Here is a 20,536-nt window from a genome sequence, read left to right as displayed (position 1 = left end):
GGGTTGCCCGGGTCGGTCGGGTTCACCGCGCACCGTAACGGCGCTCGAAGCGTTCCACTCGACCCGCTGTGTCCAGGACCTTGGCCGTGCCCGTGTAGAAGGGGTGGCTCGCGGAGGAGACCTCGACGTCGATGACGGGGTAGGTGCGGCCGTCCTCCCACTCGACCGTCTTCTCGCTGACCGCGGTGGAACACGTCAGGAAGGCGAATCCGGCGGACTTGTCACGGAAGACGACGGGGCCGTACGGCGGGTGGATGTCCTTGCGCATGGGGGTCAGCGCTCCTCTCGGAAATCGACGTGGCGCCCGACGACCGGGTCGTACTTGCGCAGCGTCATGCGGTCGGGGTCGTTACGGCGGTTCTTGCGGGTCACGTACGTGTAGCCGGTCCCGGCCGTGGACCGGAGCTTGATGATCGGGCGGAGTTCGTTGCGAGCCATGTGAGTAGTGTATGAAAATGAATCCCGTTTTCAAAACGGCTCCGCAGGGGACCATGCCCCCACGACCGAGAGGTGCGTCACCATGTCCGCCCACTGCCAGCTGACCGGCGCCACGCCGGGCTTCGGCAACCAGATCTCCCATTCGCACCGGCGCACGTCACGCCGCTTCGACGTCAACGTCCAGCGCAAGCGCTACTGGCTGGCGATCGAGGGCCGCCATGTGCGGCTGCGACTCAGCGCCAAGGGCATCAAGACCGTCGACTCCATCGGCATCGAGGCCGCCGTCGCCAGGATCCGTGCGCGTGGGGTGAGGGTCTGATGGCCAAGAAGAGCAAGATCGCGAAGAACGAGAAGCGGCGCGAGATCGTCGCGCGGTACGCCGTGCGGCGGGCCGAGCTGAAGGAGATCCTCCGCAGCCCATCGACCGGGGAGGCCGAACGGCGTTCCGCACAGGCCGAGTTGGCGCGGCAGCCGCGGGACGCGAGCGCGACACGCGTACGCAACAGGGACAGCGTCGACGGCCGCCCGCGCGGATACGTCGGCAAGTTCGGCCTCTCCAGGGTGAAGCTGCGTGACCAAGCGCACGCCGGATTCCTCCCCGGGGTGCGCAAGTCGTCCTGGTAGCTTGGCGCGCGGTTCATCGGCTCGGTTCGCGCGGCATGTGCGTCATGCGGGGCATGTACGTCATGCACGGCACAACATGTAGGGGGATCTCAGTGCGCACGCACGTCCGGAACGTACGTATCGGCTCCCGTGTCGGCTCCCTTAGCGGCATCGCGGCGGCGGGACTTGTCGCCGTTGTCGCCGCCCTTCTCCTGACCGGTTGCAGCAGTGACGGCGGCGACGGCGGGGATGAGGGCAAGGACAAGGGGTCGGCGGGGACCTCCGCGGGGGCCGACGGGTCCAGTACGCCGGACGAGGGTGATGCCGACGCCGGGGCCGACGCCGGATCCGACTCGGGGGCCAAGGACGGCGGGTCCGAGGGCAGTTGGGTGGCCACCGCCGACGGGAATCCGCTTGCGCTGGTCATCGCCGGGAAGCAGGCGACGCTGCTCGGGGAGAACGTCCTGTGCAGCGGGACCGCCGATGCCGAGACGATCCGGCTCAAGTGCGCCAAGGGCGACTCGGCCCGTACCGAGGGCACGGTCGAGTCGGTCAACGGCACGTCCATGACAGTGGCTTGGCAGGGCGCGGGCAAGGACCAGTTCACCAGGACCAAGGGCGGGAAGCTGCCGGAGGGGCTGCCGACGGCGGGACTTCCTGAGTCCTGAGGCCTGAGTGACTTTTGGATTGCTCCTGAGCCGTGCTCCGGTTCGGTGCTGCTTGATGTGACGCGGTCAGCGGGCCGTGGGACCTTGTTCGGGGTCCTGCGGCCCGCTGTCCGTTGGTGCGGCCGCATCGGTTTGCGTGGCTGTGTCTGTGTGGGTGGCTGCATCAGTTCGCGTGGCGGCATCGGCTTGCGTGGTGGTTTCCGAGCCGTCCACCAGCATGGGCGGTGGTGCCGTGTTCAGGGCGTCCGACAGTTCGTCGAGGGTGGCGAGGAGGAGGCCGGCTCCCCTGCGTACGACCCGGTCGGGGACACCCTCGCCGTCCCACTCGCCGAGGGCCTCGCGCACGGCTTCCCATTTCGGGACGCGACGCTCGCGTACGGCCTTCGCGCCGTCCTCGGTCGACTTGCGCAGGGCTTGTGCGAGGCGTTCGGCCGCGGGGACGGGGGTGGCGTCGCGGTCGGGGAGATGGGCCTCCATCAGCATGGCGACGCGGCCGAGTTGGGCGAGGGCGTCCTCGGCGTCGGCGGCCGCGGCGCGGGAGAGGCCGCGGTGTCGTACCGGTTCGTTCTTGGCGCGGGCGACTGCTTCCTGCCAGGCGATACGGGCGTCGCGGGCGGCCAGGAGTGCCTCGCGGACGTCCGGGCACGAGCTGCCGGCGGGGTCGGCGTAGCGGCTGACGACGGCCGCGGCGTAGCGGCCGTCCGCGATCAGCCAGTCGGCGAGGCGATTGCGCAGGCGCGGGGTCTCCCAGGCCGGATACACGGCGTACGCGATCATCGCGAGGACGCCGCCGAGGAGCGTGAGCACGACACGCTCCGGCACCGTCTGCGTCCACTGCTCGCCGCCCATGCCGAGCAGGAACACGACGTACGCGGCGACGCAGGCCTGGGCGGCGACCTGGCCCGTGCGCATCAGGAGATACATCATCCCGGCGCAGAGCACGGCGAGCGCCGCGGAGAGCCCGGTGCCGGGGTGCGCCAACTGCACCACGCCGGTGGCCAGCGCGACGCCCACGAGCGTGCCGCCGAAACGGGCCACCGCGCGGGAGTACGTCTGCGAGAAATCGGGGCGCATGATCATGACGGAGGCCATGGGGGCCCAGTAGCCGTGACCGAGGGGGAGCCAGGTGCCGAGGAGATAGCCCGCGGCGGCCACCGCCGTGACGCGGATCGCGTGACGGGTGACGGGGGATTCGTGGCGGCGGCGGAGTTCGGTCCTCATGGCGCGGAGTGCGGCAGGGAGGAGGGCGGGGAAGGTGGGGCGGAGGAGGGGGGTGGGGGCTTGGCTCGGGGTCGGGGTCGGGCTCGGGGTCTCCGGGGCTGGGGTCGCGCCCTGGTGAATGTCCTGGGAGGGCTGGGAGGGCTGAGAGGGTGGCGGGGGTGTTTCGGCGGGGGGTCGGCCCGCGGTTTCGACCACGTCGCGCAGGAGTGCGGCCAGGCGTTTCGCGGCTCGCTGCGCCGGGCCCGTGAGGATCGCTCCGGTGTCCGGGGTCCGCAGGGTGGCCACGGCCTCGGGTGGGATCTTCACCGGCTCGCCCTGCCGGATCGCCCTGGCCGCCGCGTCCAGGATCGCGCCCGCCGCGGCCAGGATCTCGCGTACGCGGTCGCGTTCGGGGCCCTCTTCCGGTACACCCACCGCGGGGTCGGCCAGCGAGGCGAGCACCGGGCGGATGCGTTCGGCGACGCCGCGGGCGCCGTGGAGTTCGGCGGGGCGGGTGCGGGCCTGGCGCGGGGTGATGGTCGCCGCGTCGCGGGCCGCCATCAGGGGTTCCGGGTCGAAGTCGGCGTGGGGGTCGTGGCGCAGGCGGCGGGCGTAGTCGGCCTCGGCCGCGAGCGCGTCGGCGAGGGCGTCCCGGTGGGCGCCCCATCTGCGTACGGGGAAAAGGACGACGAGGGCGGCCTGTACGGCGCCGCCCACCACCATCATCGCGGCGTGGCCGACCGCGGCGGCGATGGAGCCGGGCAGGGTGACCGTGACCAGCATGATCGCGACATTGGACGAGGCGATGATGCCGATGGTCGGGCCCGCGGCCCAGCTCAGGCCCGAGAGGAAGGTCCAGAGGGAGAGGAGGGCGAGGAAGAGGAGGAGGTGGGAGCCGGTGAGGTAGCCGAGGAAGGTGGATACGGCGAGGCTCGTGCCGGAGGCCAGGGCGAGTTCCGGGCGGGGGCGCCAGCTGCGTTGGAAGGTGGCGATGGCGGCCTGGAAGGCACCGAAGGCCGAGCTCGCGGCCACGGCCGGTCCGAAGAGGGTGAGGCTCAGCCCGATGACGACGGCGAGACCGGCCGCGCCACGGAGCGCGATCAGCGGCTCAAGCCGCTTCCGCTCGACGGTCAGCCCCGAGCGGCTGGTCTCCTTCAGCGCTCGAAGCCAGGTCACTCTGTGATGATACGGGGGATTTGGGGCGATGTGGGGGGTGGGTGCGGGCCCAGCCCACCGGCACCGCGCCGCGACCCGGGGCGGTGGCGAGAAAGGCCCGCCCAGCCAGGCCGCGCTCCGGGGCGCGAAGCGGGCTGCAGCCAGCCGCAAAATCCTGTTCGGCCAGGTGACGTCGCGGGGGGCCGAGGCGCTAAGGGAGGTGGCGTCGGCCCGGGGTCATCTGGGCCTCGTTCGCCGCTGCTGTTCCATGGGCCCAGCCCTCGCTGTCCGTTGCGCCCCGTACCCGCGTGGTCGTGGTCTGGGGGAACATCCGCTCGGTGTGAGACGTGACGGCCACGTCCCTGGCGGCCAGGACGGGAAGCAGCTCCCCCGCGTCCGAGGACTCCACGGTGACGTCCTTAGCCGTCGCCGCCAGCCGCGCGCCGAGGCGGTTCGCGTACGCCAGGAGGAAAGCCTGACGGAACGTCTTCGTACGCTTCCGGCCGCCCGCCCGCTGCCCCGCCTCCGCCTTGGTCATCGCCGCCGTTCCCTGCACGAGGAGGGAGGTGTGGAGGAGTTCGACCACTTCCAGGTCGGGCTCGAAGCCGACGACGGTCGAGAAACCGTACGCCTCGTTCCACACGGCACGGCAACGGTTCGCCGTGGCCACCGCGTCCAGGAGGATCGCCTTCGCCGTCTCGTACGGGGCGTCCACCCCGATGCGACAGGCGCCCGGAGTGTCCTTGGCATGGGTACGCGAGGCAAGGAGCGCCTCGTCGATGGTGTGCCTGGCCATGAGCTCCTGCGCCTTCGCGGTGAGCGCCTCCGCCTCATCGGGAAACCCCGTGGCCTCGGCCTTGGCGAGCAGGGCGCGGATACGGGTGAGGATGCGGGGCTCCTCGTGACCGGGCGGCGGGGGCGCGTGGAGCGGGGTGCCGGGAGCCGGACCGACGGGCTCGATCGCGGGGAGGCGAAGGAGGAGGCGGTAGAGGCCGAGGACGATGGTGGCCTGCGAGAAGCGGTCCAGCTTCGGGCCGGCCGGGGATGAGCGGTCAGACCCGGGGCCGCCCGAGGACGAGCGGTCAGCCTTCGCTCCGGGCCGGGACGAGCGGTCAGACTTTGCTCCGGACCGGGACGAGCGGTCAGAGCGGCCCGGCTTCGGGCCTCCCGAGGACGAGCGGTCCGACTCCGCGCCTGACCTGGATGAGCGGTCCGACTCCGCGCCTGACCTGGACGAGCGGTCCGACTCCGCGCCCGGCGGGGAACAGCGGTCCGACTTCGCGCCCGTCGCGGATGACCGTTCCGGCCGGGGTTCGTGGCCGTACTGGAGGCTGAGCTCGGACAGTTGTGCGTGCCAGCGGGGCGGGAGCATGTCGCCGTACCGCCCGGTCTCCGTGATGATCAGCTCGGCGGCCAGCTGGACCTGGTGCGCGCGGTCGGCGGCGTGGCCGACGTCGTCCTGCGCGCGGCCGACCATGCGTATGACGTCCGCCGGCTGCCAGCCCCGCTCCCACGCCCGGCGCACCAGCTCCTCGCCCCTGCGCCACAACTCCGCGTCGGCCTCTGGGGCGGCCGCGAGGAGGGACGCGCCGGTGTCGAGACCCTCGTCCCCTTTCGCGTACAGCGCTGCCGCGAACGCCTTGTCGATCACCTCTGTCACTTCGGTCGCCGGATCATCCATGCGTCAAGGGTATGGCTGGCCATACCCCCAGGACGCCCCCCAGTAGTCGTGCCCGCCGGGCCCGTGGGCGGTTGGGTTGAGGCATGACCTCAACTGCCGTACGGCTCACCGCCGTCCGCCGCCACCACCGTGACGTGACCGCCCTCGACGGCGTCGACCTCGCGATACGTGCCGGCACCTTCACCGCGATCATGGGCCCTTCCGGCTCCGGCAAGTCGACGCTGCTGCAGTGCGCCGCCGGGCTCGACCGGCCGACGTCCGGGACGGTCGAGGTGGGCGGCACGGAGCTGACGGGGCTGAGCGAACGGCGGCTGACCCTGCTACGCAGGGACCGCATCGGCTTCGTCTTCCAGTCCTTCAACCTCCTGCCGTCGCTGACCGCCGCGCAGAACGTCGCCCTGCCGCTACGGCTCGCGGGCCGCAAGCCTTCGCGCACGGAGGTGGCGGACGCGCTGGGCCGGGTGGGCCTCGGTGACCGCGCCCGTCATCGCCCGGGAGAGCTTTCGGGCGGACAGCAGCAGCGGGTGGCCCTGGCGCGGGCTCTCGTCACTCGCCCCGCCGTCCTGTTCGGCGACGAACCGACCGGCGCGCTCGACACGACGACCAGCCGTGAAGTGCTCGCGCTGCTAAGGCAGTTGGTGGACGGGGAAGGCCAGACGACCGTGATGGTGACGCACGATCCGGTGGCGGCGTCCTACGCGGACCGGGTGGTGTTCCTGGTGGACGGGCGACTGGCCGACGAGGTGCTCGCACCGGATCCGGGGGAAGTGGCGCGACGGATGGCGGGGCTCGAGGCGGGTGCGGGCGGCGTGGGTGTAGGCGCTGGCGTTGGTGCTGGTGCTGGTGCTGGTGCTGGTGCTGGCGTAAGCGCTGGCGCTGGTGCTGGCGTGGCGCGTTCCGTCGTCACGGCCGCGGGTGACGCGATCGTGGGTGGTCGGTGATGTTCTTCGCCTCCCTTCGCAGCCGCTGGGTCGGCCTCCTGGGTGCGTTCGTCGCGGTTGCGCTCGGCGTGGCCCTTACCGCCGCGATGGGGCTCGGCCTGGCCTCGACGTTCGGCGCGCCGGAGCGGGACCCGGTCCGGTTCGCCGGATCGCCCGTGGTGGTCATGGGTCAGAACACCCTGACCGTGCCGGTGCGACGCGGCCCGGACATCACCCACGTATCGAAGCCGCTCGCTCATCCACACCCTGTGGATATCGAACTGCTGCGCGACCTTCGACGCCTCGGACCGGTTCGGTTTGACGGGGCGAAAAGGGACGCGGTGGGGGTGAATGCCCCGGTAGGGAAGGTACGGGACGTCGTCGGGGGCCGGGCGCGCGTCCTGACCGGGGGCGATCGGCGGCTCGCCGATCCGGAGCCGGGGCGGGACGCGGAGGCCCTGGTGGCGGTGAACTCGTTCCTCGGGACGGCGGGCGGAGTGGCCGCGTTCGTGTCCGTCTTCGTCACGGCGTCCACCTTCTCCTTCGTCGTGGCGCTGCGGCGGCGGGAGTTCGGGCTGCTGCGGATGGCGGGAGCGACACCGGGGCAGGTGCGCAGGACGGTGCTCGCGGAGGCACTGGCGGTGGGAGTCGCGGCCTCCGGGGCCGGGTGCGTGCTGGGATCCTGGGGCGCGCCGGTACTCGCCGATGCCCTGGTGGACGCGGAGATCGCCCCGGAGTGGTTCGGGATCGGCGGGGCGGTCTGGCCGTACCATCTCGCGTTCTGGGTCGGGGTGACGGTGGCCTTCTCCGGGGCGTGGATCGCCTCGCGGCGTGCGGGTCGGGTGGGTCCCGTCGAGGCGCTGCGGGACGCGTCCGTCGACACCGGGGTCATGCCGTGGAGCCGACGCATCGTGGGGAGCGCGTTGCTGGCGGCGGGGCTCGGGCTGCTTGGCTGGACGCTGTGGAGCGATCCGTCCGCGCTGATGAAGCGGAAGACGTACACGACCCAGCCGATGATCCTGATCACGGCGCTCGCCACCCTCACCCCACTGCTCGTACGCCCCGTCCTGCGCGCCGTCCGCCTCCCCGGCGCGATCGGCCTCCTGGTCCGCGAGAACTCCGCGGCCTCCGTGCGCCGCACCGCGGCCGTCGCCGCGCCCGTCCTGGTGACGGTGGCCCTCGCGGGCTCGCTGCTCGGCTCGGCGGAGACGGCGGGCGAGGCACGGGCGGCGGAGGCGAGGGAACGTACCGCGGCCCAACTGGTGCTGACAGGCGAGGACTTGGGGTCGCCGGAGCGGATGGGGGCGGTCGACGGCGTAGAGGTGGCAGCGTCGTCCGCTTCCACGGCGGTCTACGTACGGGAGGAAGGCACGGCGCTCATCCGGTCGGAGGCACGTGCCGTGCGCGACCCGGCCGCGTTCACCTCGGTCTCGCGGCTTCCGGTGGTGGCGGGGGACGTTCGCGATCTCGACGACCGGTCGATCGTCGTCAACGAGGAGTGGGAGCGGCGGCGCGTGGGCGAGTGGGTCGACGTCTGGCTCGGGGACGGCAGGCCCGCGCGGCTGCGGATCGTCGCGGTGCTCGCTCGGGGGACCGGGGACAACGGGGCGTACGTCACGTCGGCGAACGCGGGAGCCGGCGCGGCGGTGGACCGCGTCGACGTGGGGCTACGGGACGGGGCTGACCCGGCTGCGGTGGCGGGGGCGTTGCGGGAGCGGGGCGGGGACGAGTTCCGGGTCCGCACGGCGGACCAATGGCTGGCGGACACGCATCCGGCGACGAAGCCGCAGACACGTCTCGGGCTGCTGATGCTGCTGGGTATCGCCTTGGTCTACACAGCGATCTCCCTGGCGGGAACCCTGCTCATGGCGACTTCGGCAAGGGGCCCTGAACTGCGCTCGCTGCGGATGGCGGGGGCCACGCGGACGCAGGTACGGCTGGTCGTCGCCGGGGAGTCCCTGCTGGCCGTGGCGGTGGGCGCGACCCTGGGCCTGGCGGTGACCATGCTCAACCTGAGCACGCTGAGCACGGGCCTCACGCGCCTGTCGGCACCGGCGGGGATGTCGGTGCCGTGGGAGATGGTGGGGGTGGCCGCGGGGGTCTGCGCGGTGGTGGGGGTGGGGGCTGGGGTGCTGGGGGCTCGGGGGGCACGAGGGGCATGAGGGGCATGAGGACGGGGGTGAGGGCCTCCTTTGGGGGGCGCGGGTTCGCGCAGGTCGCGGGGCGGGTTCCGCGCAGGTCGCGGGGCCGGGTGGGCGTGGGGCACTTGGGCCGGGGGCGCCGGGTGCCGGGGCGTCGGGACACGGAAGCGCCCCCGGCCCGGGGCCTGGCCCCCCAAGCGACCGAGCCCCGTAGACGAACCTCCCCCGAACCCCGCAAACGAGCCCCACCCGAACCCCGAACCCCGCACCCCAGAGCCACTCGTCCCCCAGAGCTACCCGTCCCCCCACGGGAGAGCCCCACCTGCCCTACCTGCCCCCACCAGCCCCGCCGCCCTCCCCCGCATTGTCAGTGCCTGCTGACACACTCGGCCGCATGACCGAAAGGTGGGCCCTCGCCGCCACCGAGGCCGGCGGCGCCACCCTTGCCCCCCTCGGGGACGACGGCCTGCCCGCGGGGCCGGTGCGGCAGGAGCGGGACCTCGCCTCGGCCGTCCGCGCCCGACCCGACGTGAGTCGCTGGGTCTGGCGCTCCACCGCCGAGATCTATCCCGCACTGCTCGCGGCAGGCGTCCGGGTGGACCGGTGTTACGACATCGAGGACGCCGAGCTCCTCCTCCTCGGCCACGAGGGCCGCCTCGGCGAGCCCCGCTCGGCCGCGGCCGCCTGGGCCCGCCTGCACAACGCCCCGGTGCCGGCCGACCCTCCCCCCAGAGCGGCCTCCCCCGGCGCCCAGGACTCCCTCTTCGAGCCGTCCCCCGTCAGCACTCCACTCCCCTTCGACGCCCTCCTGGAGGTGTATGCCGCCCAGCAGCGAAGACACGAGGCCGCCGAGCACCCCGGCAGGATGCGGCTGCTCACGGCGGCCGAGTCGGCCGGCATGCTGGTGGCCGCCGAGATGAACGTGGCGGGGCTGCCCTGGCGCGCCGACGTCCACCACGCCCTGCTCACCGAGCTCCTCGGCGAGCGCTACGCGGGCGGCGGCAGGAACGCGGGCGCGGCCGAACCGCGCCGCCTCGCCGAGCTGGCCGACGAGATCTCCGCCGCCTTCGGCCGACGCGTCCGCCCCGATCTGCCGAACGACGTCATCAAGGCCTTCGCGCAGGCCGGGATCAGGATCACGTCCACCCGCCGCTGGGCGCTGGAGGAGGTCGACCACCCGGCGGTGCGGCCCCTCATCGAGTACAAGAAGCTGTATCGGATCTGGACGGCCCACGGCTGGAGCTGGCTCCAGGACTGGGTGCGCGACGGCCGCTTCCGGCCCGAGTACACCCCGGGCGGCACCGTCAGCGGCCGCTGGACCACGAACGGCGGCGGCGCGCTGCAGATCCCCAAGATCATCCGTCGCGCGGTCGTCGCCGACCCCGGCTGGCGGCTGGTCGTCGCCGACGCCGACCAGATGGAACCGCGTGTCCTCGCCGCGATCTCCCGCGACCGGGGCCTGATGGAAGTGGCCGGAAGCCACGAGGACCTCTACACACGGCTGTCCGACCGCGCGTTCTCCGGCGACCGCGACCACGCCAAGATCGCGCTCCTGGGCGCCGTGTACGGACAGACGTCGGGCGACGGCCTGAAGAACCTGGCGGCACTGCGCCGCAGATTCCCCGCCGCGGTCGCGTACGTCGACGACGCGGCGAAGGCGGGCGAGGAGGGCCGGCTCGTACGGACCTGGCTGGGACGCACGAGCCCGCCGGCGGCCGGTGCGGAAGACTTCGACGAGGCGGGCATCCCGCAGGACGCCCCCGCCGAATCCCCTTCCCAGGACGGCGAGTTCACCCCCGGGTACGCCTCGAGCAACACCCGCGCCCGCGGCCGCTTCACCCGTAACTTCGTCGTCCAGGGCAGCGCGGCCGACTGGGCCCTGCTGATGCTGGCCGCGCTGCGTCAGTCCATCGCCGCGGCCGGCCTCCGTGCCGAGCTGGTCTTCTTCCAGCACGACGAGGTCATCGTGCACTGCCCGCAGGAGGAGGCCGAGGCGGTCACGGCGGCGATCCGCGCGGCCGGGGACCTGGCGGGGCGCATCACGTTCGGCGAGACGCCGGTGCGTTTCCCGTTCACCGTCGCGGTGGTGGAGTGCTACGCGGACGCGAAGTGAGGTGACGTGCAGTGCACTGCAGTAGCGAGAAGGCCCCCAGCAGCCCTGGTGAGCCCAGGTAGACCCACCAGCAGCTTCAGGCCACCGGACGGCCCGCCAGCAGCCGCTTCAGATCCCCGACCACCTCGCTGCTGTCCGTGCCGTCCAGCGCCGCGAGCGCCGACTCCCACTGCGCGTACGCCTCTTCCGCACACCCTTCCGCGTACAGCAGCAGCCCCCGCTGATGGCGGGCAAGACCCGCCATGTGGGCGTCGGCCCGCTGCTCCGCGCGCTCCACGAGGTCGGCGCACTCGCGCGCCGCGTCCCGCGTGCGGGACATCTCGCGCAGGGCGCGCACCATGCCGAGGCGCACCTTGGACTCGTTGTGCCAGTCCTCGGCCTCCCCGTGCAGGCGCAGGCTCTCTTCGAAGTGCCCGAGCGCCACGTCCGGTTCGCCGAGGACGAGATGCGCCTTGCCCATGTCGCAGTGGAGCTCCTGGCGCAGGCCCACGTGCCGGAGAGTCTCGCCGATCGCCAGGCTCCGCTCGTAGTAGGAGATCGCGGCGCGCGCGTCGGTGTGCTCGTAGACGTTGCCCAGGGTGCTGAGGGCGAACGCCTCGCTCAGCGGGTCGTCCACGGCCTGGGCGAGCTCCAGGCTGTGGCGCAGCGCTTCGGCCGACTCGTCGTAGCGGCCCAGGGCTTCGAGGAGGAGGCCGCGGTTGATGACGCCGCGGTGGACGCACGACATGCGGTCGAGCGACCGCCACAGGTCGAGGGCCTCGTCGATCAGGTCGAGCGCCGTGCCGCTGCGGCCCGACACGTAGCTGAGCCCCGCGAGGTCGGTGAGGGCCTGGGCCTCGGCGGCCGTGTCCTGTCCGCGCCGGGCCGCGGTCACCGAGAGGCGGTTCAGGAGATCGGCCTCGGCGAGGCGGCCACGGCGTTTGAGGTACGAGAAGAAGCAGCGGACGAGTACGGGCAGGAGGGCGGACGCGCGGCCGTGACGGTCGGCGAGCGCGATGACGTTGGCGAGCTCGGTGTCGCCCCAGGCGAAGGCGTCGTCGGTGGACATCGGCGGCACGGCCGGTACCGGCCGGCCGTCGGCGGTGTGCCGGGGCAGCAGCCGGTCGGGGAGCTCCCCGAGCCGGTCGTCGCGGTCGAGCCCCTCCGGCATGATCGCGAGCAGGGTCTGCCGCGCCGACTCCGCGTACCACCGCAGGGCCAGGTCCACGACGTCCGCGGACCCGGCCTCGTCCTGGTGGGCGGCCTCCCGCGCGAAGTCGCGTACGAGGTCGTGCGGGGCATAGCGGCCATAGGCCGTCTCGTCGAGGAGCGCGACGTCGACGAGCCGGTCGAGTGCGGCCCCCGCGCGCCACTCCTCCAGACCCAACAGGCGTGCCACGAGCGGGACTCCGTACGCCGGGAGGTCGAGCGCGCCGATCGCGGCGAGGGCGGCGGCCGCGTCCCGGTCGGACTCGCGCTCCGATGTACGCAGCGCGTCCAGGGCCACGGCAAGCGAGCGCCGGACGCTCAGGTCGTCGTGCTCCAGGTGGTGCAGCCGGCCGCCGCTGACGGTGAGGAGTTCGGCGAGGGCGTCGGGGGTGAGCGCGCGGCGGGCGGCGAGCCGGGCCGCGATGATCCGCAGGGCGAGCGGCAACCGGCCCGCCAGTTCGACCAGGTGGTGCCCCTCGTCGAGCCCCGCACGCCCGGAGACCGCGCGCAGCAGGGCGATGCTGTCCCCCTCGGAGAGCGGATCCAGCGGGAAACGCCCCGCTCCGTCGAGCGCGGTGAGCGGCGAACGGCTGGTGACGATGACCGCGCAGCCGGGTCCCGCGGGCAGCAGCGGCCGCACCTGCGCGGCGGTCGCCGCGTCGTCGAGGACCACCAGGGTGCGGGTGGGGGCGAGCAGCGAACGGAGCAACGCGGCTGCCGCGTCCGGGTGTTCGGGGCTGTGACTCGCATCGACCCCGAGGTCCCGGAGCAGGGCGGCGAGGGCCTGGCTCGGCGTGAGGGGCGTCATGCCGGGGGTGGCCCCGCGCAGGTTGATGTAGAGCTGCCCATCGGGAAAGCGCGCACGCAGCCGGTGCGCCACGTGCAGGGCGAGGGCGCTTTTCCCCACACCGGCCATGCCGGAGAGGACGGCTACGGGTGGGGTGGGGGCGGCGGTTGGTGTGACGGCGGGCCTTCGTCGGCGGGGGCCGCCATCGGAACCCCTGTCGCCGTCGCTGCTGCCGCTGCCGGAGCCGTCGCCGCCGTCCGGTCCTGCGAGGAGCTGCGCCAGGGAACGTACGACTTCCTCGCGGCCGGTGAAGTGCGGTGGGGCTAGCGGGAGTTGAGCGGGGGGCGTGTGGGGGGCGGGGCGTGGGGCGGAGGGGGACGCGGGGGTGGGAGTGGGGGTAGAGGTAAAGGTGGGGGTGGCGGGAAGGGCGTCGGCGGAGGTGGCTTGGGGCGCGTTGGCATCGGCGGAGGCAGCGTGGGACGCGGGTACGGAGACGGGCGCGGCCGCAGCCGGGGCGTCCGAGGCACCCGAAGAGATCGCAGGGCCCGCGACGCCCGTGGCACTCGCTGCACCCGCGACGCGCGAGACGCCCACGGCGTCCGCTGCAACAGTGACGCTCACGGCACCAGGCGCACCCGCGCCGCCCCCAACACCCGCCGCACCCGCAACTCCTGCAACAGCACCAGTGACGCCAACGGCACCGGCCGCACACGCAGACTCCCGCAGTACCTCGCGGTGCGCGGCCCGTACCGAGGCGCCAGGCTCCACGCCCAGTTCCTCCACCAGCCTGCGCCGCAGCTCGCGGTGGACGGCGAGGGCTTCCGCCTGGCGGCCCGTGCGGTGCAGCACCAGCATCAGCTGCCGGTGGAAGGCCTCCCGCAGTGGATGCTCGGCGACCAGTTCCGCGAGCTCCGGCACGAGCCCTCCGCCACCGCCCCCGGACGCGAGCTCCGCGTCGTACCGCAGTTCGAGGGCATGGAGCCGCGCCTCCTCAAGCCGCGGTACGAGCGCATGCCCCGCCGCATCCGCGGGCACCCCGCCCAGCGGAGTACCCCGCCACAGCCCCAGCGCACCGGACGCGGCGTCCACGCACCCTTCCCAGTCGCGTTCCGCGTGCGCGACCCGGGCCCGTGCGACCAGCTGCTCGAAGACCCGTACGTCCAACTCCCCTTCGGCCACCCGCAACCGGTAGCCCGGGGGCACCGATCGCAGCCGGTCCGGGTCGTCGAGGAGCCGGCGCAACCGCGTCACATGGTTCTGCAGCGAGGCGTGCGCGGACGCGGGCGGGGCGCCGCCCCACAGCGCGTCCTTGAGGGCGTCGACGGACACCACCCGGCCCGGTTCGAGGAGCAGCGCGGCCAGCAGGGCGCGGCCCTTGGCGCTCTGCACGGGCTGCGGCTCCCCCTTGGCGTCGTACACGGCAGGCGCGCCCAGGAGCCCGAACCGCAACCCGTCGCACCGCACGTCCACGCCATCTCCCGCCAACCGTTGGCCACATGTTAGCGATCGGTTGGCGGGCCCTGATGGGATCAGAACATCGGGCCCGGCCCCGCCGGTACTCGCGCTCAACGCGTAACTCGGGGGAGTGTCACCGTTGCGGCCGGGCCCGCTCAGTTTCTGCGAGGCACTCTTAACTTCCTGACGGAGTGGGGAAGTTGAGGTGCTCGCGGAACGGGAGCGGGCGCAGGCGCGCCGCCGTACCCACGCGGGAAGCACGGACGCACAGACCTCGGCCTCATGCTCCGGCCGCCGGATTCCGGCACCAGTTGCTCACGGATCACCCACCATTCGCTCACGTGGGCCCTCAGCAGCATTCGCTCACGTGGGTCGTTGGGCAGCCTCCTCCACCTGCCGCCGCGCCGTCCATCACTCCGACGGCTCCAACGGCTCCGAGGACTCCAATGGCTCCAATGGCTCCAATGGCTCCGACGGCACCCGTACCGTGAACACCGCCCCATCCCCCGGCGTACTGCGCACCGTCACCGTCCCGCCGTGCCCCTCCACCAGCTGCCGGACGATCGCCAGGCCGAGCCCGCTGCCGCCCGTGGACCGCGTACGGGACTTGTCCGCGCGCCAGAAGCGGTCGAAGACGTACGGCAGGTCGTCGGGATCGATGCCGGTACCGGTGTCGGCGACCTCCACCACCACCGCGTCGAGCGTGGCGCGGCAGTCGATCGTGACGCTGCCGCCCTCCGGGGTGTGCCGGATCGCGTTGGAGACCAGGTTGCCGATGGCCTGCCGCAGCCGGAGCGGATCTGCGATGAACCAGGGATCGCCGACCGTCGTCGCGCTCAGGCGTACGCCCGCCGCCTCGGCACCCGCCTGGTGCGCCGCCGCGACCTGGTCCACGACGTCGGAGGCGTGTACGGGCTCGCGGTGCAGCCGGAGGGTACCGGCGTCGGCGGCGGCGAGATCCTGCAGGTCGTTGACGATGTGCTGGAGCAGCACGGCCTCTTCCAAGAGCGAGGAGACCAGCTCCGGGTCGGTGGCGACCACGCCGTCCTCGGCCGCCTCCAGCCAGCCGCGGATGTTGGACAACGGCGTACGCAGCTCATGTGCGACGTCGCTCACCATGGCCTGACGCTGGTCCTCCAGGGCCTTGCGGTGGTCCTCGAGGGCCTTGCGGTGGGCGGCCATGTCGTTGAAGGCGTCGGCGAGTTGACGGATCTCTCCCGCAGACCCCGCCGAGCGCGCGTTGACGGGCTCGGCCGCCTCGCCGGTTTTCATCCGCTGCGTCGCGGTGGTGAGCGCCCGCAGCGGGCGGGTCAGGCGGCTCGCGGCGAAGGCGGTCACGGCGACGGTCACGGCGAGGATGCCCGCGGAGAGGCCCGCGAGCCGGGTGGTGTTGGCCCGGGAGAGGCTGAACCCCGAGGTCTCGCCCGCGCGGGCGGCCGCCGTGCGCGAACCGTCGGAGGCCGTCACGAAGAGAAGCGCGGGCGCGGACACGTACGGGCCGAGCTGCTCGCGGCGGGCGCTGCCCAGGCAAGCGGCGGCCTTGGCGTCGGCCACCCGGGTGCCGTCCATGGGGTCGGCGGGGGCGGCCGGTCCGGTGGGGGTGCGGCGGGCGGCGTTGCGGGGGTCCGGCTCGGTGGGTGTGGACTTGGGGGCGGGTGAGTAGCTGTCCGTGGGCGTCCGGGTGGGTGTGGGGGCGGGGGTGGCGCGCCCCTCTACACGAAGCTCCGGCTCCGGCTTCTGCTTCGGATCCGACTCCGGCTCCGGCTCCGGCTTCTGCTTCGGATCCGACTCCGGCTCCGGCTTCTGCTTCGGATCCGACTCCGGTTCCGGCTCCGCCTCCGGCTTCGGCTCCGCACGCATGCCTGATTCAACCGGCGGGCCCACCACTCCCGGGACGGGACTCGCCCCTCCGCCCGACCGCCGCCAGGTGAGATCGAGCTCGACCGCGATCGGCGGCTGCGACCCGCGACGCAGACACGCGTTGGTGAGCTCGTTGAGCCTCTTGAGGGCCTTGCTCTCCGTGCGGGTCGGGGCGACGAGCCGTGTGTCGTTGCAGGTGAAGTCCAGGAAACGGTTCGGGTCGTTGGCGGCCTCGATACGCGGACGCCCTCCGGGCCCCTGGACGGACCGGGCCACGACCCCGAAGTCGTGCATGCAGGCGACGACGTCAGCAGCCACCTTGGCCAGCTCGTCCCGCTCCCGCCCCGACAGCCGGAAGGGACCGACCGCACGCGGATCGATGCGGTCGACCCCAGCGGCGTCCTCGCCTCCCCCACCCGCGTCTTCACCGCTCCCCGCGCCCGCACCCGCACCCGCGGTCAGCGCACCGTCGACGGCGAGCGGATCGACGACGGCGGAAGCCTTGGAAGGCAGCTCGGCACCGGCACCGGCGCCTCGACCGTCTCCGCGATCGCGGCCGCCTCCGCCATCTCTATCGCCGCCGCCACCTCTGCCGTCCATGCCCCGCGAGTCGGCGATGACGACACGGTCCTGCGTGGTCAGGGTGATACGCCGCCCGGTCTGCTGGGCCAGCTCCCGCACGGCCTTCTCGGCGCCCTGCCACCCGGGCGCCGTCGCCGCGAGGCCGAGCAACTCGTCGTAGACACGTGCGTCGTCGGCGAGCACCTGCCCCTGCTCCTGCCGGATGGCGCCGGACGTGGTCTGCGCGGCGAGCCAGGCGGTGGCGGCGATCGACACGACGGAAACGAGCACGGATACGGCGAGCAGCCGAGGCAACAGGCTCTTGCGGAACGGTATGTCACGCGCCACGACGCGCCGCCGCCCCGAGAAGCGCCCCGGGCGCCGCGCCGAAGGCCGCACCCGTGAGCTTGTAGCCGACGCCGAAGACCGTCACGAGATGGCGCGGCCTGCGCGGATCGACCTCGATCTTCTTGCGCAGATTCAGTACGTGTACGTCGACGGTGCGCACCGATATGTATCCGGACGACCCATGGATGCGATCGAGCAACTGGGGCCGTGTGAAGACCCGCTCCGGCTCCGCCGCCAGCGCCGCGAGCAGCTCGAACTCCCCCGGAGTGCACTCGACGAGCCGCCCGTCGACGGTCACCTCGTGCCGCACCGGATCGACGGTGAGCCCGCCGACGCGCAGCACACGCGGCACGGATTCACCGCCCTCGACGACGGGATGGTGCGTGCCCTGGGAGCGCCTGAGCAGCGTACGGACGCGGGCCATCAACTCGCGGGGGCTGTACGGCTTCGTCAGATAGTCGTCGGCGCCGAGATCGAGGCCGAGCAGCAGATCGTCCTCGGTGGACCGGGCGGTCAGCATCAGAATCGGAATCCCGGGGGCTGGGGCGGCTCCGCCTCCCTGCCCGTTTCCGAAGCCGGCTCCGCCCCCGGCCCCGGTCCCGCCCCGCAGGACGCGGGTGACGCCGAGCCCGTCGACGCGCGGCATCATCACGTCGAGCACGAGCAGATCCGGCGGCCTGCGCCGCACCTCGTCGATCGCGGCGCGCCCGTCGTGGACGACGGCGACCGTGTGGCCCTCGCGCTCCAGATAGCGGCGGACCAACTCGGCCTGTTTCTCGTCATCCTCCGCGACCAGGACAAAAGCGCACATGGCGTCGAGCATAAGCGGGGCCGCACGGACCCAACCGGAATCGGCCAGCGGCCTGACAGGATCCACATAACTCCCGCCGGGCCGCCTACGCCTCGTGAGGCACGACCACGACCTGGAACTCATCCTCGTACACGACCCGCCCAGGATCCGAAGACCGCACCACCCGGCACTCGACGCCGTGCGCGTCCAGAATCTCCAGATAGCCGGGTACGCGCTCGATGAGATGGGTGGCGGTGACCTTGAACCAGGCGACGGCGCCAGGGTTCACTTCATGGTCGTAAACGGTGGGATCAACGGTCGAGGGATCCGGATAGGCACTGTCGTACCAATCATTGTTGGTACGCCGAAACAGCTCCTGATCGGCACTCAACTGCCCAGCTTTGGCAAGGCCGTTGACCAGCCCGAACACCCCGGTGAAATGCCCCCGCTGGTGTCGTGCGGGCGACTGAAACCGAACGTAGGACTCAGCGTCATCACTCATCGCGGCATCCTCGCACTCCCCGACGCGAGCGCAAGCACGAACTTCCTCACCACACACCCGCCACCCGCCCGCCCGCCGGGTCGCCCCGCCACCCCGTCGCTCGCCCCACAACTGCCCCACCCGACGAACTTTTCCCACTCCCCTGCCCGATTGCCTGCCGGTGGCGGGATCTTTTTGCCACGTGAGCTTGGGCGGCTCGTGGACCGCAGGGACCAAACGCCCCCCGCACCCATACGGCCCGCCCCACCTCGCGCCCATCCCCCACCACCCCGAAGGTGGTCCGCATGAACCGCACCCAGAACAACCGCCCCAAGACCCCCAGCCCCACTACCACCCGCATCGCCACCGCCGCAGCCATCACCGCCCTCCTCGCCCTCTCCACCACCGCCTGCTCGGAGAGCGACGTGGACAAGGCCAAGGACAGGGCAGCCTCCGCCACGGCCAAGGCAGGCGAAGCCGTCTCGTCCGCGACGGAAGCCGCCGCGTCCAAGATGGCCGAGGTGAAGGACGGGGTGGACTCGAAGGGCGACGTAAAGGTCGACGGTCCCACCAAGACCGAGGGCGACCGGGCCACGGCCGAGATCACGGCCACCAACCCCAAGGACAAGAAGGCGGACTACACCATTTCCGTCAACTTCCGCGGCAGCGACGGCAATCTCCTGGATACGGCCGTCCTCAACATCACCGACGTGGAGCCCGGCAAGTCGAAGTCAGGCACGGCCCGCAGCAACCGCTCCCTCTCCGGCACCCCCAAGGCGGAAATCAGCAAGGCCCTGCGCCACTGATTCCCTCAAGGAACGATCGAGCGCCAGATCCTCTCCGGCAGGACACGCGCGGCCTGGTCCAGATCCACGTCGTCGAAACCGGCGAGCCAACGGCGGGCGGTGGCGACGACGGGCCCCAGGACCAGCCCCTCGACCAGGGACATGGGAAGCGGGGCGACCTCACCCGAGTCGACGTGCTGCTGCATCCAGGCGGTCAACGGCGACAGCCTGGCCTCCTGGGCGTCACGAAGCTGCCGGGCCTGAGCCATCCCGAGCCGGTCGGCGTACGAGGAGTGCAGGAGCCGGGCGGCGTCAGGGTTCTCCTGGATGAACTTCATGTAGGCGCGCACGAGGGCCCGGATACCGGTTTTGGCCGTACGGGACCGCTCCACGGAAGCGGCCATCTCGACGAGCAGCCGACCGAGCCAGCGCTGCAGCAGGGCGCTCATGAGCCCGTCGACGCTGCCGAAGTGGTGGTAGAGACTCCCGAGGCTGACACCACTGGCCTTGGTGAGCGCACCGACGGTCACGCCTTGCTCTCCGGAGTCGGCATACACCCGGAGCGCGGCATCCAGGAGTCGGTCGGCGGTCTCTTCGCCACGTTGTTGCTTGGGGCTCATGGTGCCCCCAGCCTAGAGCACCCACCCCCCGAGCCCGCCCTTACCACTTCTAGAACACATTTCTAGAAAACTACTCCACCAAGGCGCTCCCGGGGACCCATACTGACCCGGTGCCCGAACCCACAACGCCAGCGCCACGACCAGGCCCCGCACGCAACTCCGGCCCCGGCTCCACCGCCCGCGGCTGCCTGACGGCGCTGGGCGCCGTCGGTGCCGTACTCATCGTCATCCTGCTGCTGAACCAGGGGGAGGACGACAGCACCGACAGCGCAGCCTCCTCCCCCTCGACAAGCCAGACCCCGTACACCCCACCCACAAGCACGCCTTCGTACACAAGCGCCCCGACCCCCGAGGCCACGACTAACCCCACCGACCCCACCCCCACGACCGCCCCCACGAGCCAGGCCCCCACCCCCTTCAGATCGGGGACCTGCCTCAACGGCACGCTGCCGGATTCCACGACGGCACAGGAGGTCAACGACGTGGAGGAGGTGTCGTGCTCGGCATCCGACGCTCACTACGAGGTGATCCAGACGATCCCCATGACGTCGGAGATGAGCCGCTGCAACGACAACCCCAGAACGCAGTACGCCTTCTCGTACCGCTACACCCTCAACGGCTCGACCATCAACGAGTACGTGTACTGCCTGATAGGCCTGGGCTCCTACGCCCGCTGAGACCCCGGAACCCACCAACCAAAACAGAACTAACTTCTAGAAAGATCTTCCAATCCCCCGACTCC

General features: G+C 72.2%; 17 protein-coding genes. 8 read left to right on the top strand and 9 right to left on the bottom strand.

The features are described from left to right. Positions 1-22: 22 nt before the first annotated feature. Both ACWGIH_RS22170 and rpmG read right to left on the bottom strand, forming a co-directional pair. The gene (locus ACWGIH_RS22170) at positions 23-268 is read right to left on the bottom strand and encodes a type B 50S ribosomal protein L31 (RefSeq protein WP_453444655.1); all 246 of its coding nucleotides are present in this window, start codon (positions 266-268) and stop codon (positions 23-25) included. A 5-nt stretch (positions 269-273) separates the two neighbouring features. Further along, entirely contained in the window at positions 274-438 is a 165-nt protein-coding gene (gene rpmG, locus ACWGIH_RS22165; protein WP_009719228.1) for a 50S ribosomal protein L33, read from the bottom strand. Between the two features lie 82 nt (positions 439-520). On the opposite strand from rpmG, the gene rpmB reads away from it, so the two are divergent. From rpmB to ACWGIH_RS22150, 3 genes are all read left to right on the top strand, one after another. After that, positions 521-757 carry a 50S ribosomal protein L28 gene (gene rpmB / locus ACWGIH_RS22160; RefSeq protein WP_453444652.1) on the top strand — a complete coding sequence of 79 codons (237 nt, stop codon included), beginning with the start codon at positions 521-523 and terminating at the stop codon, positions 755-757. After that, positions 757-1,062: a 30S ribosomal protein S14 gene (rpsN, locus tag ACWGIH_RS22155; protein WP_451215229.1), complete on the top strand. Its 306-nt coding sequence runs from the start codon at positions 757-759 to the stop codon at positions 1,060-1,062. The genes rpmB and rpsN overlap by 1 nt, the downstream gene beginning before the upstream one ends. A 92-nt stretch (positions 1,063-1,154) precedes the next feature. Continuing rightward, positions 1,155-1,709, top strand: coding sequence for a hypothetical protein (locus ACWGIH_RS22150; protein WP_453444650.1), 555 nt, complete (start codon positions 1,155-1,157; stop codon positions 1,707-1,709). Between the two features lie 66 nt (positions 1,710-1,775). On the opposite strand, the gene ACWGIH_RS22145 is transcribed toward ACWGIH_RS22150, so the two are convergent. Together ACWGIH_RS22145 and ACWGIH_RS22140 are read right to left on the bottom strand one after the other, a co-directional pair. Then, on the bottom strand, positions 1,776-4,085 hold the full coding sequence (locus ACWGIH_RS22145) for an FUSC family protein (protein WP_453444649.1): 2,310 nt from the start codon (positions 4,083-4,085) through the stop codon (positions 1,776-1,778). Positions 4,086-4,275: 190 nt separating this feature from the next. Continuing rightward, entirely contained in the window at positions 4,276-5,745 is a 1,470-nt protein-coding gene (locus tag ACWGIH_RS22140; protein WP_453444647.1) for a DUF2786 domain-containing protein, read from the bottom strand. An 83-nt stretch (positions 5,746-5,828) separates the two neighbouring features. Between ACWGIH_RS22140 and ACWGIH_RS22135 the strand changes: the two genes are divergently transcribed. The 3 genes from ACWGIH_RS22135 to ACWGIH_RS22125 all read left to right on the top strand — a co-directional run bounded on the left by ACWGIH_RS22135 (position 5,829) and on the right by ACWGIH_RS22125 (position 10,919). Further along, on the top strand, positions 5,829-6,686 hold the full coding sequence (locus tag ACWGIH_RS22135) for an ABC transporter ATP-binding protein (protein WP_453444645.1): 858 nt from the start codon (positions 5,829-5,831) through the stop codon (positions 6,684-6,686). Beyond that, positions 6,686-8,827: an FtsX-like permease family protein gene (locus tag ACWGIH_RS22130; protein WP_453444643.1), complete on the top strand. Its 2,142-nt coding sequence runs from the start codon at positions 6,686-6,688 to the stop codon at positions 8,825-8,827. Before ACWGIH_RS22135 ends, ACWGIH_RS22130 begins: the two co-directional genes overlap by 1 nt. Before the next feature lie 373 nt (positions 8,828-9,200). Beyond that, positions 9,201-10,919: a bifunctional 3'-5' exonuclease/DNA polymerase gene (locus ACWGIH_RS22125; protein ID WP_453444641.1), complete on the top strand. Its 1,719-nt coding sequence runs from the start codon at positions 9,201-9,203 to the stop codon at positions 10,917-10,919. Positions 10,920-10,995: 76 nt separating this feature from the next. On the opposite strand, the gene ACWGIH_RS22120 is transcribed toward ACWGIH_RS22125, so the two are convergent. The 4 genes from ACWGIH_RS22120 to ACWGIH_RS22105 all read right to left on the bottom strand — a co-directional run bounded on the left by ACWGIH_RS22120 (position 10,996) and on the right by ACWGIH_RS22105 (position 18,410). Next, positions 10,996-14,358, bottom strand: a complete 3,363-nt coding sequence (locus tag ACWGIH_RS22120; protein WP_453444751.1) for a BTAD domain-containing putative transcriptional regulator — start codon at positions 14,356-14,358, stop codon at positions 10,996-10,998. 402 nt (positions 14,359-14,760) lie between these two features. Beyond that, the gene (locus tag ACWGIH_RS22115; protein ID WP_453444640.1) at positions 14,761-17,118 is read right to left on the bottom strand and encodes an ATP-binding protein; all 2,358 of its coding nucleotides are present in this window, start codon (positions 17,116-17,118) and stop codon (positions 14,761-14,763) included. Further along, positions 17,108-17,929 (bottom strand): response regulator transcription factor, encoded by an 822-nt coding sequence (locus tag ACWGIH_RS22110; protein WP_453444638.1) that lies wholly within the window; start codon positions 17,927-17,929, stop codon positions 17,108-17,110. The genes ACWGIH_RS22115 and ACWGIH_RS22110 overlap by 11 nt, the downstream gene beginning before the upstream one ends. 85 nt (positions 17,930-18,014) lie before the next feature. Then, positions 18,015-18,410: a hypothetical protein gene (locus tag ACWGIH_RS22105; RefSeq protein WP_453444636.1), complete on the bottom strand. Its 396-nt coding sequence runs from the start codon at positions 18,408-18,410 to the stop codon at positions 18,015-18,017. Positions 18,411-18,694: 284 nt separating this feature from the next. Here ACWGIH_RS22105 and ACWGIH_RS22100 point away from each other — a divergent pair, with 284 nt between their 5' ends. Further along, positions 18,695-19,195 (top strand): hypothetical protein, encoded by a 501-nt coding sequence (locus tag ACWGIH_RS22100; protein WP_453444634.1) that lies wholly within the window; start codon positions 18,695-18,697, stop codon positions 19,193-19,195. 5 nt (positions 19,196-19,200) lie between these two features. On the opposite strand, the gene ACWGIH_RS22095 is transcribed toward ACWGIH_RS22100, so the two are convergent. Beyond that, positions 19,201-19,794, bottom strand: coding sequence for a TetR/AcrR family transcriptional regulator (locus tag ACWGIH_RS22095; RefSeq protein WP_453444633.1), 594 nt, complete (start codon positions 19,792-19,794; stop codon positions 19,201-19,203). A gap of 110 nt (positions 19,795-19,904) precedes the next feature. On the opposite strand from ACWGIH_RS22095, the gene ACWGIH_RS22090 reads away from it, so the two are divergent. Then, the gene (locus ACWGIH_RS22090) at positions 19,905-20,471 is read left to right on the top strand and encodes an LppU/SCO3897 family protein (protein WP_453444631.1); all 567 of its coding nucleotides are present in this window, start codon (positions 19,905-19,907) and stop codon (positions 20,469-20,471) included. Positions 20,472-20,536 lie beyond the last annotated feature (65 nt).

It is taken from the genome of Streptomyces sp. NPDC054872 (assembly GCF_053610705.1).
Note: the sequence above shows the minus strand (reverse complement) of the source record. Positions and strands in the feature narration are given on the sequence as shown.

Coding starts and splice junctions, on each gene's coding strand:
- ACWGIH_RS22110 (WP_453444638.1), bottom strand. CDS start 17,929: ATGTGCGCTTTTGTCCTGGTCGCGGAGGATGACGAGAAACAGGCCGAG.
- ACWGIH_RS22130 (WP_453444643.1), top strand. CDS start 6,686: ATGTTCTTCGCCTCCCTTCGCAGCCGCTGGGTCGGCCTCCTGGGTGCG.
- ACWGIH_RS22100 (WP_453444634.1), top strand. CDS start 18,695: ATGAACCGCACCCAGAACAACCGCCCCAAGACCCCCAGCCCCACTACC.
- rpmB (WP_453444652.1), top strand. CDS start 521: ATGTCCGCCCACTGCCAGCTGACCGGCGCCACGCCGGGCTTCGGCAAC.
- ACWGIH_RS22105 (WP_453444636.1), bottom strand. CDS start 18,410: ATGAGTGATGACGCTGAGTCCTACGTTCGGTTTCAGTCGCCCGCACGA.
- ACWGIH_RS22095 (WP_453444633.1), bottom strand. CDS start 19,794: ATGAGCCCCAAGCAACAACGTGGCGAAGAGACCGCCGACCGACTCCTG.
- rpmG (WP_009719228.1), bottom strand. CDS start 438: ATGGCTCGCAACGAACTCCGCCCGATCATCAAGCTCCGGTCCACGGCC.
- ACWGIH_RS22170 (WP_453444655.1), bottom strand. CDS start 268: ATGCGCAAGGACATCCACCCGCCGTACGGCCCCGTCGTCTTCCGTGAC.
- ACWGIH_RS22135 (WP_453444645.1), top strand. CDS start 5,829: ATGACCTCAACTGCCGTACGGCTCACCGCCGTCCGCCGCCACCACCGT.
- rpsN (WP_451215229.1), top strand. CDS start 757: ATGGCCAAGAAGAGCAAGATCGCGAAGAACGAGAAGCGGCGCGAGATC.
- ACWGIH_RS22140 (WP_453444647.1), bottom strand. CDS start 5,745: ATGGATGATCCGGCGACCGAAGTGACAGAGGTGATCGACAAGGCGTTC.
- ACWGIH_RS22125 (WP_453444641.1), top strand. CDS start 9,201: ATGACCGAAAGGTGGGCCCTCGCCGCCACCGAGGCCGGCGGCGCCACC.